The sequence below is a fragment of the Bartonella bovis 91-4 genome (assembly GCF_000384965.1).
Lineage (GTDB): Bacteria > Pseudomonadota > Alphaproteobacteria > Rhizobiales > Rhizobiaceae > Bartonella > Bartonella bovis.
The window spans coordinates 1,269,615-1,285,048 of record NZ_CM001844.1 but is presented as its reverse complement, the minus strand read 5'-3'; the positions used below and the strand labels follow the sequence as shown (position 1 = coordinate 1,285,048).

Below are 15,434 nucleotides of genomic sequence, written 5' to 3'. Positions count from 1 at the left end.
ATATGGAGGGAGGAGAGATTGGGTTTATGGGAGAGCGTGGTGTCAGTCTCACAAGGGGGCAGGCTTTGTTAGATGATGTCAGTATTACAGGACCTGGTGATGAAGGTACGGGGGTGTATGCAACGGGGACGGGAGCGGTGATGATGAAGGAGGTGGATATTTCAAAGGTTAGGACGGGGGTAGAGGTGATAAGTGGGAAGCTGATAATGCACAAGGGATCGGTGGCTTTTAATGGAGGTTACGGTGTCAGTCTTATAGGAGGAGATGCTTTGTTAAATGGTGTTAGCATTACAGGACCTAGTAATAAGGGTACGGGGGTGAATGTAGGGGGTGAGGGGAAGATGATGATGAAGGATGTGAATATTTCAGGGGTGCAAACAGGGGTGTGGGTGAAGAATGGAGCGAATGCTATTTTGATGGGAGGGGAGATTGGGTTTAAGGGATATTACGGGGTTTATCTCATAGGGGGAAATGCTGCTTTAAAGAATGTCAGAATGACTTATATGGGTAGCAACAAAACAGCTGAATTCATTAAGGTCAAGGGTGGGATAGTTATCGCTGAGGATATAATTATCACGAGCACTACAGACAATGGGCAGGGGATAAGCGTAAATAACGGCGGACGGGTGTGGTTGACTGGTACAGACTTGAAAGGTGTTCATAAGGGGATGACGATTACAGAAGGAAGTGTCCGTATGGAGGGAGGAGAGATCAATTTTAAGGGAGATTACGGTGTTTATCTTAACCAGGGTGGAGTTGCTTTAATAGCGGTCAAAATGACTTATACGGGTAACAACAACAAAGCTGAATTCATTAGGATTGTGGGAGAGGACACTACAAATGCTGTGGAAAAGACGGGTAAAGTACAAAAAAATGCTGTGGTTGTTGCATCACATCTCACGATCGATGGAAATGGTTATGGGCAGGGGATGAGGGTAGTTGACGGCGGACGGGTGGTGTTGATTAAGCCAAATTATACAAACATCTACAATGGAATGGCTATCACAAAAGGTACTGTCCAAGGGAGGAGAGATCACTTTTAAAGGAGATTACGGGGTTTATTTTACAAGACACAAATACAACATTACCTAATGAATCATTTTTAAATAGGGCAATATATTCTGCTAAAAAAGTATAACAGAAAACACTCTCTCAATGCTTAGAGGTGTTTGTTTTTTATATATTTTAGATTTTCTATATTTTAGCGTATTTATTAGTTTTAGAGATTTTTTTTTGTTTATGGGTTTGGGTCATGGTTTAAGGTCTAGGCGCTTTGTTTGATGTTTGATTTTATGTGTGTTTTGTTTGTTGTTTGAAGATGTGTGTTTTGGCTTTGTGGGTGTTAAGAATGTTTTATATTAGGGTATGGTGTTTTTAGGTAAGGGTTAGAGTTGGGAGGATTTTATGGGGTTTTAAGCCATTTTAGTATGGTTTAGTTTTAGTTTTCTTTTTTTTAGAATAGTTTAGTCTCGTTTAACCTGACAGGTTAAAGGGGAACATGTGGGTTATGGTTATGCGTTGTGTTTTTAAGCATCATGTTTATTTATGTGTTGTCTCAACCGCTCTTATGGCTGGGCTTTCCCTTATAACGTCTCATACTTCAAAGGCGTATGCTAATCAAAATTGTGGGAGTGGTAGTGGTGCTAAAGTTGTTAGTGGTGATAATAAGCCGATTGTGTGTGATAGTCGTGGGACAAGGACGCTGAATAGTAGTGGTGGTGGTGAGATAAAGATAAATATGGATAAGGACCCTGGTAAGTCTGCTGCTGTGACGGTGAGGGGGCCGAGGACAGAGATTACGATAATAAAGAAGCTGAAGGTTACGGGGTCGAAGGGGGGTGGTCTACCGGTGATTAATGTGCTGAGTGGAGGGAAGCTGACGTTGGTGGAGGAGGTTGATGTTATGGGGGCGGGAATACAGAAGGAGATAGTGGTTGAGGGGTCAGAGTCTTCTGTTACGTTGAAGGGGAAGTTGACGGGGTTTGAGGGGGTACAGGTTAATAATGGGGGGATGGTTGTTTTGGGAGAAAAGGTGACGGGGATTGAGGGGATGAAGGTGAAAATTAATGATGGTGGGGGGATGGTGAGGTTTGATGAGAATGTGACTTTTAATAATGGTGAAGCGGGGATACAAATTACGGGGGATGGGGCGGGGAAGGCTACTGTGATGGGAGTGGGGAGGACGATGACTGTTACGAAGGGGAGTGGGGTTAATGGGATACAGATGGATGGGGCGGGGACGGGGAAGGCTACTGTGATGGGGTTGAAGATTATGGGGAGTGGGGGTGGGAGGGGAAAGGGGGTGGATGTGCAGAATGGGAGGGAGATGACTTTGATGGGGGTGGAGATTGAGGGGTTCAAAATGGGGGTGAATGCGCAAAGTGGGACGGTGAAGATAAATGGGGAGTCGACGATTACGGTTACGAATAGTGGGACGGGGTTGTGGGTGGGGGGAACGGGGAATGCTAGTATGATGGGGGGGAAGATTATGGGGAGTGGGGGTGGGAATTATGGGGTGCAGGGAAGTGGGACGGGGACGGTGGAGTTGACTAAGGTAGAGGTGTCGGGGTTCAAAAAGGGGGTGGATATGACAGCGGGGAAGTTGGTGATAAATATGGGGGAGATTACGTTTAAGAGTGAAAGGGGAATTGGGGGTGAAGGTGATGGGGACGGGGACGGCTGATTTGACAAAGGTGACGATTACAGGAGAGGGGAGTGGAAAGGGGACGGGGGTGATTATGGGTGGGACAAAGATGATGACGATGACTAATGTGGATATTTCAAAGGTTGAGAAGGGGGTGGATGTGCAGAAGGGGAAGTTGGAGATGATGGGGGGGACGGTGACGTTTACGGGTGAAAGGGGGAATTGGGGGGTGCATGTGCAGAAGGCGGCGACGGCTAATTTGATGGATGTGACGATTAAGGGAGAGGGTGGACAGGGGATGGGGTTGTATGTGGAGGGGACGGCGACGATGAATGGGGGGGAGATTTCAAATGTTGAGAGTGGGGTGTATGCAACGGGGATGGGGAATTTGAAAATGGATGGGACGACGATTACGTTTAAGAATGGGGTTGGGAGTTATGGGGTGAGGGTGGGGGAATTGGTGACGGCTGATTTGACGAGTGTGACGATTACGGGGGCGAGTGGAGGGACGGGAACGGGGGTGATTATGGATGGGAAGACGTTGGAGATGACCAATGTGGATATTTCACAGGTGCAAACGGGGGTGGAGGTGACAAGTGGGAATCTGACGGTAAGTGGGGGGACGATGACAGGGGTGCAGACGGGGATAACTATGTCAGGAAGTGGGACGTTGATGGTGAGTGGGGCGAAGATTACATTTGAGGGGGCTGGGCATGGGGTGAAGGTGGGGGGGACGGCGACGGCTAATATCACGGGGGCGACGATTACAGGAGGGGGGAGTGGACAGGGGATGGGGGTGATTATGGGGGGGAAGATGTTGGGGATGAGTGGGGGGCGATTTCAAGTGTTGAGAAGGCGGTGTTGATGAATGGGACGGGGACGTTGACGATAAGTGGAGTGCAGATTTCAGAGGTTAAAATGGGGGTAGAGGCAATAACGGGGACGTTGACGATAAAGGGGGGGGAGATTGGGTTTAAGGATGGGGCCGGGAATTATGGGGTGAGGGTGCAGAATGGGGCGACGGCTAATTTGACGAGTGTGACGATTAAGGGAGAGGGTGGAAATGGAGAGGGAAGTAAGGGGGTGTGGATGGAGAGTTCGGGGAAGATGATGATGACTAATGTGCGGATTTCAGATGTTGATAAGGGGGTGTGGATGAATGGGGCGGGTGGGACGATGACGATGAATAATGTGCAGATTTCAGATGTTGCAATGGGGGTGGAGGCAACGGCGGGAACGTTGACGATAAAGGGGGGGAGATTGGGGTTTAAGGATGGGGCCGGGAATTATGGGGTGAGGGTGCAGAATGGGGTGACGATGGCTACTATTACGGGGACGACGATTACGGGGGCGAGTGGAGGGACGGGAACGGGGGTGATAAAGGATGGGACGGGGGATTTGAGGATGGAGAGGGTGGATATTTCAAAGGTGCAAACAGGGATACAGGTGAGTAATGGGGATCTGACGGTGAATGGGGGGACAATGACAGGGGTGCAGACGGGGATAGATATGTCAGGAAGTGGGACGTTGATGGTGAACAGTGGGGCGAGGATTGAGTTTACGGGAGAGCATGGGGTGAAGGTGGGGAGTGAAGTGACGATGGCTACTATTACGGGGACGGAGATTACAGGAGGCGGGCAAGGAACGGGGGTGTGGATGGAGGGGAAGACGTTGAAGATGGAGAAGGTGACGATTTCAAATGTTGCAATGGGGGTAGAGGCGACTAATGGGACGTTGACGATGACAAGGGGATCGATTGAGTTTAAGAATGGGAGGGACAATTATGGGATAGGGGTGGGGAAATCGGTGACGCTGGCTAATATTACAGGGACGAGGATTACAGGGAGTGGGAGTGGAAAGGGGACGGGGGTGATTATGGATGGAACGGGGACGTTGGTGATGAGTGGGGTGAATATTTCAAATGTTAGTGAGGGGGTGTGGGGGTCAAGGGGGACGTTGAAGATAAAGGATGGGTCGATTACGGTTACGAATAGTGGGTTTAAAGGATATGGAGTGGGGGTATATGTGGGGAAGGAGGCAACGGCTACTTTGAAGGGGACGAGGATTACGGGGGCTGGGATGGGAAGTAAGGGGGTGGTCATGAAGGGGAAGACATTGGGGATGAGTGGGGTGAATATTTCAAATGTTAGTGAGGGGGTGGAGGTGACGGGGGGGATACTAGCGATGAAAGGAGGGTCAATTGGGTTTATGGGAGAGTATGGGATCAGTCTCTCAAAGAGCACTGCTGCTTTAATAGGGGTCAAAATCGAGGGAAATGGGACAGGAAAAACAGGTATCAAGCTTAATGGGGGAATGGTTGATCTCTACAAAACGAATATAAGAGAGGTCCAGAAAGGGATGAGTGTCGAAAATGGGGTTGTCCGCATGTTTGGAGGGGAAATTGGGTTTAAGAAGGATTATGGGATCAGTCTTAAACAGGGTGGGGTTGCTTTAATAGCGGTCACTATCAAGGGAAATAGAACAGGAAAAACAGGTATCAAGCTTAATGAGGGAAGGATCGATCTCTACAAGACAAATATAAGAGATGTTCATAAGGGGATGACGATTACAGAAGGTATTGTTCGTATGGAGGGAGGATCGATGGAGTTTAAAGGAGATTACGGGGTTTATCTCACAAAGAGCATTGCTGCTTTAAAGAATGTTAGAATTACGGGACCTAGTAATAAGGGTACGGGGGTGTATGTGCAGAGTGGGGTGGGAGCGGTGATGATGAAGGAGGTGCGGATTTCAGAGGTTGAGAAGGGGGTAGAGGTGATAAGTGGGAAGCTGATGATGCATAAAGGATCGGTGGCTTTTAATGGAGGTCACGGTGTCAGTCTCATAGGGGGAGATGCTCTGCTAAATGGTGTTAACATTACAGGGCAAGGTTATGAGACAGAGGTGGCGGTAAAGGCAATTATGGGAACAGTGGCGATAAAAGGGGGAGAGATGTCAAATGTTGGAGGAGGGGTAGAGGCGACTAATGGGGGAGCGGTGTGGTTGGTTGATACAAAGTTGAGGGATGTCTATAAGGGGGTGAGTGTCGAAGATGGGGTTGTTCATATGGAGGGAGGGGAGATTGGGTTTATGGGAGAGCGTGGTGTCAGTCTCACAAGGGGGCAGGCTTTGTTAGATGATGTCAGTATTACAGGTCCTAGTGATGAAGGTACGGGGGTGTATGCAACGGGGATGGGAACGTTGATGATGAAGGATGTGCGGATTTCAGAGGTTAGGACGGGGGTATGGGTGAAAAATGGGAATCTGATAATGCACAAGGGATCGATGGCTTTTAATGGAGGTTACGGTATTTATCTCACAAGGGGAAATGCTGCTTTAAATGATGTCAAAATTACAGGGCAAGGTCATAGTGCAGAGGTGGCGGTAAAGGCGGTCATGGGAACAGTGGTCATAAAAGGGGTGGATATTTCAAAGGTCACAACGGGGGTAGAGGTGGGAAGTGAGGCGAATGCTATTTTGATGGGAGGGGAGATTGGGTTTAAGGGAAATTACGGGGTTTATCTTGACAAGGGTGGGGTTGCTTTAAAAAATGTCAGAATGATTTATACGGGTAACAACGACGTGGCTGACTTCATTAAGGTCAAGGGTGGGATAGTTGTTGCTGAGGGTGTGAATATTATTAGCACTACAGACAATGGGCAGGGGATAAGTGTAACTAATGGAGCACGGGTGTGGTTGACTGGTACAAACTTGAAAGGTGTTCATAAGGGGATGACGATTACAGAAGGAAGTGTCCGTATGGAGGGAGGAGAGATCAATTTTAAGGGAGAGTACGGTGTTTATCTTAACCAGGGTGGGGTTGCTTTAATAGCGGTCAAAATGACTTATACGGGTAACAACAACGAAGCTGAATTCATTAGGATTGTGGGAGAGGACACTACAAATGCTGTGGAAAGGGTCAAGCTTAAAAAGAAGGGTATTGAAGTTGCACCCAAAAATGCTGTGGTTGTTGCATCACATCTCACGATCGATGGAAATGGTTATGGGCAGGGGATGAGGGTAGTTGACGGCGGAAGGGTGGTGTTGATTAGGCCAACTTATACAAACATCTACAATGGAATGGCTATCACAAAAGGTGCTGTCCATATGGAGGGGGGGGAGATCAATTTTAAGGGAGAGTACGCAGTCTATCTTAATCAGGGCCATGCTTTGTTAAATGGTGTTATTATGAATTATACGGGGAATAATCCAGACAGTACTTTCTTAACGGTCTATGGTGCAGGAAATGCTAAAAATTTAGCAGAGATTAGAGGTAGGGGCATCAGAATCAATGGAAATGAAAAGGCACACGGGATAAGGGTAATTGACAAGGGAATGGTCGTGTTAGAAAATGCGATTTTTCACAAGATGAGCAATGGGGTAACTGTTACTAATGGGGGAAGGGTCGTGTTAGAAAATGCGATTTTTAGCAAGGTGAAAAGCGGTATAACTGTTATTAATGGGGAATTCTCTATGAAAAAAGGGTGGATGACGTTTAATGGAGAGCACGGTATTAGTCTTCATACAGGGTATGCTTTGTTAAAGGATGTCAAAATGATTTATACGGGTAGCAAGGCAACTAAAAACGCTCAGGCTACAAACTTCATCAAAGTCAAAGGTAAAGGTGCAAATTTTGCTGCTATAAAGGTTATGGTCATTGGAAATAATAAAACACAGGGTGTTCATGTGACTGATGGTGGGTATGTGATGCTCGATTACTCACATATAACAGGTGTAAAAGAGGCAATAACCATTCAAGACGGGTCGTTGTGGATGAAAAATGGGGTGATTAATTTTGGGGGAGAGTATGGGCTGAAGATGAAGGGGGGAAGAGTCCTTTTAAGTAATGTGCAAATGAACTCCACCAGTAATAATAATACAGAGTTCATCATGGTTGAGGAAAAAAGTGCGAAACTTAAAGCAGTAGGTGTAATAATTAACGGAAATGATACAGGAAAAGCTCAAGGAATAAAAATAGCAAATGGGGGACGGGCCTGGTTGATTGGTACAAATGTGAAAAAGGTTAGCACAGGAGTTGCTGTTCAAAATGCTCAAGTGACTATGATTAGTTCTTCGGTGAGCTTTACAGGTGATTATGGGGTTAATTTAACCAGGGTGGTGCTTTGAAGAGTGCCAGAATGACTTATATGGGTAGCAATGTTCTACAGCTGTGCAGTAGATCTCACGATCGATGGAAGTGGTTATAGGCAGGGGATAAGGGTAACTAACGGGGGACGGATTGTGTTTCTATATTTTAGCGTATTTATTAGTTTTAGAGATTTTTTTTGTTTATGGGTTTAGGTCATGGTTTAAGGTCTAGGCGCTTTGTTTGATGTTTTGATTTTATGTGTGTTTTGTTTGTTGTTTGAAGATGTGTGTTTTGGCTTTGTGGGTGTTAAGAGTGTTTTCTTAGGGTATGATGTTTTTAGGTAAGGGTTAGAGTTGGGAGGATTTTATGGGGTTTTAAGCCATTTTAGTATGGTTTAGTTTTAGTTTTCTTTTTTTAGAATAGTTTAGTCTCGTTTAACCTGACAGGTTAAAGGGGAACATGTGGGTTATGGTTATGCGTTGTGTTTTTAAACATCATGTTTATTTATGTGTTGTCTCAACCGCTCTTATGGCTGGGCTTTCCCTTATAACGTCTCATACTTCAAAGGCGTATGCCGATCAAAATTGTGGGAGTAGTCGTGGTGGTGGTGTTAAAGTTGTTGGTGATGTTGTTGGGCCGATTGTGTGTGATAGTCGTGAGACAAGGACGCTGAATAGTAGGAGTGGTGGGGATATAGAGATAAATATGGATAGGGGTAGGGGCTCTAAGGAGGCTGCTGTGACGGTAACGGGGCAGGGGACGAATATTACGATAATGAAGAAGCTGAAGATTACGGGGACGGGAAAGGCGAGTGTGATGGGGATGGGGAAGACGATGACTGTTACGAAGGGGGGTGGGATACAGATGGATGGGACGGGGACTGCTGATGTGATGGGGTTGACGATTATGGGGAGTGGGGGGATGGGGGTGGATATGCAGGGGACGGGGACGATGGAGTTGAATAAGGTGAATGTTTCAGGTTTCACGATGGGGGTGAATGCGATGAGTGGGAAGGTGAATATAAATGGGAACTCAACGATTACGGTTACGAATAGTGGGACGGTGATTTTGAATGGGGTGGCGATTTCAGGGTTCGGGAAGGGGGTGTATGCAACGGGGGCGGGAACGTTGACGATAAGTGGGGGAACGACGATTCAGTTTACGGGTGGGAGCGGGAATTATGGGGTGAAGGTGGAGAATGGGGTGACGGCTAATATCACAGGGGCGACGATTAGGGGGACGAGTGGACAGGGGACGGGGGTGATAAAGGATGGGACGAAGATGATGACGATGACTGATGTGACGATTTCAGGGGTTAAGGTGGGGGTGGAGGTGAAGAAGGGGACGGTGGATATGATGGGGGGGACGGTGACGTTTGAGGGTGGAAGTGGGTATGGGGTGCAGGTACAGAATGGGGCGACGGCTAATTTGACAAAGGTGACGATTAAGGGGACGGGGAGTGGACAGGGGACGGGGGTGGATGTGCAGAATGGGACGATGACTTTGACTGGGGTAGGGATTTCAGGGGTGCAAAAGGGGGTGGATATGACAGCGGGGAAGTTGGTGATAAATATGGGGTCGATTGGGTTTAAGGGGGAGAGGGGGAATTATGGGGTGAAGGCATCGGGTGAGGCGACGGCTGAGTTGACAAAGGTGACGATTACAGGAGAGGGGAGTGGAAAGGGGGTGATTATGGAGAGTTCGGGGAAGATGACGATGAATATGGTGAATATTTCACAGGTGCAAACGGGGGTGGATGTGAAGAATGGGACGGTGGATATAAATATGGGGGAGATTACGTTTGAGGGTGGGAGGGGGAATTATGGGGTGCATGTGCAGAAGGCGGCGACGGCTAATTTGATGAATGTGAAGATTAAGGGGACGGGGAGTGGACAGGGGACGGGGTTGTATGTGCAGGGGACGGGGAGTGCTAGTATGATGGGGGGGACGATTTCAAATGTTAGTGAGGGGGTGTTGATGACGGGAAGTGGGACGTTGAAGATAAGTGGGGAGGCGAAGATTATGTTTAAGGGGGACTATGGGGTGAAGGTGATGGGGACGGCGACGGCTAATATCACGGGGGCGACGATTAAGGGAGAGGGGAGTGGGGTGGGAAGTAAGGGGGTGATTATGGAGAGTACGGGGAAGTTGACGATAAATGGGGGGACGATTAAGGATGTTGCAATGGGGGTGGAGGTGACAAGTGGGAATCTGACGGTAAGTGGGGGGTCGATGACAGGGGTGCAGACGGGGATAATTATGTTAGGAAGTGGGACATTGACGGTGAACAGTGGGGCGAGGATTACGGTTAAGAATGGTGGGACGGGGCTCAGTGTGGGGGGGACGGCGACGGCTAATATCACGGGGGCGACGATTACGGGGAGTGGGAGTGGAAAGGGGACGGGGGTGTGGATGGATGGGAGGGAGATGGTGATGAATAATGTGCAGATTTCAGATGTTGCAATGGGGGTGGAGGCAATAAAGGGGAATTTGACGATAAAGGATGGGACGAGGATTACGTTTACGGGTGGGGACAGGAATTATGGGGTGAAGGTGGGGGAATTGGTGACTAATGCTCGTTTGACAGATTTGACGATTAAGGGGGGTGGAAAGGGGAAGGGGGTGATAAAGGATGGGACGGGGGAGATGAAGATGAATAATGTGGGGATTTCAGGGGTGCAGACGGGGATACAGGTGAGTAATGGGAATCTGACGGTAAGTGGGGGGACAATGACAGGGGTGCAGACGGGGATAGATATGTCAGGAAGTGGAAAGTTGGTGGTGAACAGTGGGGCGAGGATTGAGTTTACGGGAGAGCATGGGGTGAAGGTGGGGAGTGAAGTGACGATGGCTACTATTACGGGGACGGAGATTACAGGAGGCGGGCAAGGAACGGGGGTGTGGATGGAGGGGAAGACGTTGAAGATGGAGAAGGTGACGATTTCAAATGTTGCAATGGGGGTAGAGGCGACTAATGGGACGTTGACGATGACAAGGGGATCGATTGAGTTTAAGAATGGGAGGGACAATTATGGGATAGGGGTGGGGAAATCGGTGACGCTGGCTACTATTACGGGGACGAAGATTACAGGAGAGGGAAAGGGGACGGGGGTGTTGATGATGGAGACAAAGATGATGAGGTTGGATGGGGTGACAATTTCCAATGTTGGTGAGGGGGTATGGGTGAAGGGGAGGTTAGAGATGAACAATGGGTCGATTACGGTTACGAATAGTGGGTTTAAAGGATATGGAGTGGGGGTATATGTGGGGAAGGAGGCAACGGCTACTTTGAAGGGGACGAGGATTACGGGGGCTGGGATGGGAAGTAAGGGGGTGGTTATGAATGGGAAGACATTGGGGATGAGTGGGGTGAATATTTCAAATGTTAGTGAGGGGGTGGAGGTGATGGGGGGGATACTAGCGATGAAAGGAGGGTCAATTGGGTTTATAGGAGATTACGGGATCAGTCTTAACCAGGGTGGATTTGCTTTTTTAGGAGGGGTCAATATCATGGGAAGTGGAACAGGAAAAGAGGGTATCAAGCTTAATGGGGGAATGATTGATATGTTCGGGACAAATATAAGAGATGTTCATAAGGGGATGAGTGTCGAAAATGGGGTTGTCCGTATGTTTGGAGGGGAGATTGGGTTTAAGGGAAATTATGGGGTTTATCTCAAGAAAGGTGGGGCTGCTTTAATAGCGGTCACTATCAAGGGAAATAGAACAGGACAAGAGGGTATCAAGCTTAATGAGGGAATAATTGATCTCTACAAGACAAATATAAGAGATGTTCATAAGGGGATGAGTGTCGAAAATGGGGTTGTCCGCATGTTTGGAGGGGAAATTGGGTTTAAGAAGGATTATGGGATCAGTCTTAAACAGGGTGGGGTTGCTTTAAAGAATGTCAGAATTACAGGACCTAGTAATAAGGGTACGGGGGTGATTATGCAGAATGGGGTGGGAGTGATGATGATGAAGGAGGTGGATATTTCAAAGGTGCAAACGGGGGTGTGGGTGATAAATGGGAAGCTGATGATGCACAAAGGATCGGTGGAGTTTAAAGGTGGGGATGGTATCAGTCTCATAGGGGGAAATGCTGCTTTAAAGGATGTTAACATTACAGGGCAAGGTTATGAGACAGAGGTGGCGGTAAAGGCAATTATGGGAACAGTGGCGATAAAAGGGGGAGAGATGTCAAAGGTTGGAACAGGGGTAGAGGTGGGAAGTGAGGGAACGGTAATAATGAAGGAGGTGGATATTTCAAAGGTCACAACGGGGGTAAAGGTGAAGAGTGAGGGAGCGGTGTGGTTGATTGATACAAACTTGAGGGATGTCCATAAGGGGGTAAGTGTCGAAGATGGGGTTGTTCATATGGAGGGAGGGGAGATTGGGTTTATGGGAGAGCGTGGTGTCAGTCTCACAGGGGGGCAGGCCTTGTTAGATGATGTCAGAATTACAGGACCTAGTGATAAGGGTACGGGGGTGTATGCAACGGGGATGGGAACGTTGATGATGAAGGAGGTGAAGATTTCAGAGGTGCAAACGGGGGTGTGGATGAAGAATGGGAATCTGACGATGACTGGGGGGACGATTGGGTTTAATGGAGATTACGGTGTCAGTCTCACAAGGGGAAATGCTCTGCTAAAGGGTGTCAGCATTACAGGACAAGATGATAAGGGTACGGGGGTGAATGTAGAGGGTGAGGGGAAAATGATGATGAAAGATGTGAATATTTCAGGGGTCATAACGGGGGTGTGGGTGAAAAATGGGGCGAATGCTATTTTGATGGGAGGGGAGATTGGGTTTAAGGGAAATTACGGGGTTTATCTTGACAAGGGTGGGGCTGCTTTAAAAAATGTCAGAATGACTTATACGGGTAACAACAAAACAGCTGACTTCATTAAGGTCAAGGGTGGGATAGTTATCGCTGAGGATATAATTATCACGAGCACTACAGACAATGGGCAGGGGGTAAGCGTAACTAATGGAGGACGGGTGTGGTTGACTGGTACAAACTTGAAAGGTGTTCATAAGGGGATGACGATTACAGACGGAAGTGTCCGTATGGAGGGAGGAGAGATCAATTTTAAGGGAGAGTACGGTGTTTATCTTAACCAGGGTGGGGTTGCTTTAATAGCGGTCAAAATGACTTATACGGGTAACAACAACGAAGCTGAATTCATTAGGATTGTGGGAGAGGACACTACAAATGCTGTGGAAAAGACGGGTAAAGTACAAAAAAATGCTGTGGTTGTTGCATCACATCTTACGATCGATGGAAATGGTCATGGGCAGGGAATGAGTGTAGTTGACGGCGGACGGGTCGTGTTGATTAGGCCAAATTATACAAACATCTACAATGGAATGGCTATCACAAAAGGTGCTGTCTATATGGAGGGGGGAGAGATCAATTTTAAGGGAGATTACGCAGTCTATCTTAAGAAGGGCCATGCTGTGTTAAATGGTGTTATTATGACTTATACGGGGAATGATCCAGACAGTACTTTCTTAACGGTCTATGGTGCAGGAAATGCTAAAAATTTAGCAGAGATTAGAGGTAGGGGCATCAGAATCAATGGAAATGAAAAGGCGCACGGGATAAGGGTAATTGACGGGGGAATGGTCGTGTTAGATGATGCGATTTTTAACAAGATGAGCAATGGGGTGACTGTTACTAATGGGGGAAGGGTCGTGTTAGAAAATGCGATTTTTAGCAAGGTGAAAAGCGGTATAACTGTTATTAATGGGGAATTCTCTATGAAAAAAGGGTGGATGACGTTTAATGGAGAGCACGGTATTAGTCTTCATACAGGGTATGCTTTGTTAAAGGATGTCAAAATGATTTATACGGGTAGCAAGGCAACTAAAAACGCTCAGGCTACAAACTTCATCAAAGTCAAAGGTAAAGGTGCAAATTTTGCTGCTATAAAGGTTATGGTCATTGGAAATAATAAAACACAGGGTGTTCATGTGACTGATGGTGGGTATGTGATGCTCGATTACTCACATATAACAGGTGTAAAAGAGGCAATAACCATTCAAGACGGGTCGTTGTGGATGAAAAATGGGGTGATTAATTTTGGGGGAGAGTATGGGCTGAAGATGAAGGGGGGAAGAGTCCTTTTAAGTAATGTGCAAATGAACTCCACCAGTAATAATAATACAGAGTTCATCATGGTTGAGGAAAAAAGTGCGAAACTTAAAGCAGTAGGTGTAATAATTAACGGAAATGATACAGGAAAAGCTCAAGGAATAAAAATAGCAAATGGGGGACGGGCCTGGTTGATTGGTACAAATGTGAAAAAGGTTAGCACAGGAGTTGCTGTTCAAAATGCTCAAGTGACTATGATTAGTTCTTCGGTGAACTTTACAGAAGATTATGGGGTTAATTTAACCAGGGTGGTGCTTTGAAGAGTGCCAGAATGACTTATATGGGTAGCAATGTTCTACAGCTGTGTTTCTATATTTTAGCGTATTTATTAGTTTTAGAGAGTTTTTTTGTTTATGGGTTTAGGTCATGGTTTAAGGTCTAGGCGCTTTGTTTGATGTTTTGATTTTATGTGTGTTTTGTTTGTTGTTTGAAGATGTGTGTTTTGGCTTTGTGGGTGTTAAGAGTGTTTTATATTAGGGTATGGTGTTTTTAGGTAAGGGTTAGAGTTGGGAGGATTTTATGGGGTTTAAGCCATTTTAGTATGGTTTAGTTTTAGTTTTCTTTTTTTAGAATAGTTTAGTCTCGTTTAACCTGACAGGTTAAAGGGGAACATGTGGGTTATGGTTATGCGTTGTGTTTTTAAGCATCATGTTTATTTATGTGTTGTCTCAACCGCTCTTATGGCTGGGCTTGCTCTAACATCTCATACTTCAAAGGCGTATGCTCAAGCACATAATTGTGGGAGTAGTGGTGTTGTTGGTACTGTTAATAATGAGCCGATTGTGTGTGATGGTGGTGTGACAAGGATACTGAATAGTAGGAGTGGGGATATAGAGATAAATATGGATACGGGCCCTGGTAAGTCTGCTGGTGCTGCTGTGACGGTGAGGGGGTCGGGGACGAATATTACGATAGGGAAAACACTGAAGGTTACGGGGTCGAAGGGGAAGCCGGTGATTAAGGTGGAAAGGGGAGGGGCGCTGACGTTGGTGAAAGATGTTGATGTTAAGGGGGTGACGATAAAAAAGGAGATAGTGGTTGATGGGTCAGAGTCTTCTGTTACGTTGAAGGGGGTGTTGAAGGGGTTTGATGGGGGGGAAGTGAAGGTTAGTAATGAGGGGATGATTGTTTTTGAGAAGGGGGTGAAGGGGATTGAGGGGATGAAGGTGAAAATTAATGATGGTGGGGGGATGGTGAGGTTTGATGAGAGTGTGGCTTTTAATAATGGTGAAGCGGGGATAAAGATTACGGGGAGTAAGGGAAATGCGAGTGTGATAGGGATGGGGAAGACGATGACTGTTAATGGAACGGGGGTGGGGGTGATGGTGTTGGTATACAGATGGATGGGGCGGGGAAGATTGATGTGATGAGGTTGAAGATTAAGGGGAGTGGGGGGACGGGGGTGGATGTGCAGAGTGGGACGATGACTTTGATGGGGGTGGAGATTGAGGGGTTCAAAATGGGGGTGCATGCGAGGAGTGGGACGGTGGATATAAATGGGAACTCAACGATTACGGTTAAGGATGGGGGGACGGGGATAATGGTGGGGGGAC

At 47.1% G+C, this 15,434-nt stretch carries 7 protein-coding genes; all 7 read left to right on the top strand.

Annotation, left to right across the window (positions count from 1 at the left end; translation table 11 throughout):
* Nucleotides 1-1,043, top strand: a 1,043-nt coding sequence (locus BBBE_RS05545) for a hypothetical protein (RefSeq protein WP_010701557.1), incomplete at its 5' end; no start/stop codon positions are given.
* A gap of 464 nt (nt 1,044-1,507) precedes the next feature.
* The gene (locus BBBE_RS05540; RefSeq protein ID WP_152023202.1) at nt 1,508-2,683 is read left to right on the top strand and encodes a hypothetical protein; all 1,176 of its coding nucleotides are present in this window, start codon (nt 1,508-1,510) and stop codon (nt 2,681-2,683) included.
* On the top strand, nt 2,637-3,509 hold the full coding sequence (locus tag BBBE_RS05535; protein ID WP_010701555.1) for a right-handed parallel beta-helix repeat-containing protein: 873 nt from the start codon (nt 2,637-2,639) through the stop codon (nt 3,507-3,509). Before BBBE_RS05540 ends, BBBE_RS05535 begins: the two co-directional genes overlap by 47 nt.
* Nucleotides 3,509-7,768 carry an autotransporter outer membrane beta-barrel domain-containing protein gene (locus BBBE_RS05530; protein WP_010701554.1) on the top strand — a complete coding sequence of 1,420 codons (4,260 nt, stop codon included), beginning with the start codon at nt 3,509-3,511 and terminating at the stop codon, nt 7,766-7,768. The genes BBBE_RS05535 and BBBE_RS05530 overlap by 1 nt, the downstream gene beginning before the upstream one ends.
* A 430-nt stretch (nt 7,769-8,198) precedes the next feature.
* On the top strand, nt 8,199-14,141 hold the full coding sequence (locus tag BBBE_RS05525) for a beta strand repeat-containing protein (RefSeq protein ID WP_152023201.1): 5,943 nt from the start codon (nt 8,199-8,201) through the stop codon (nt 14,139-14,141).
* A gap of 360 nt (nt 14,142-14,501) precedes the next feature.
* Nucleotides 14,502-15,248 (top strand): hypothetical protein, encoded by a 747-nt coding sequence (locus tag BBBE_RS05520; protein WP_152023200.1) that lies wholly within the window; start codon nt 14,502-14,504, stop codon nt 15,246-15,248.
* On the top strand, nt 15,221-15,434 hold a 214-nt coding region (locus BBBE_RS07440; RefSeq protein WP_192812771.1), incomplete at its 3' end, for a hypothetical protein. The genes BBBE_RS05520 and BBBE_RS07440, both read left to right, overlap by 28 nt.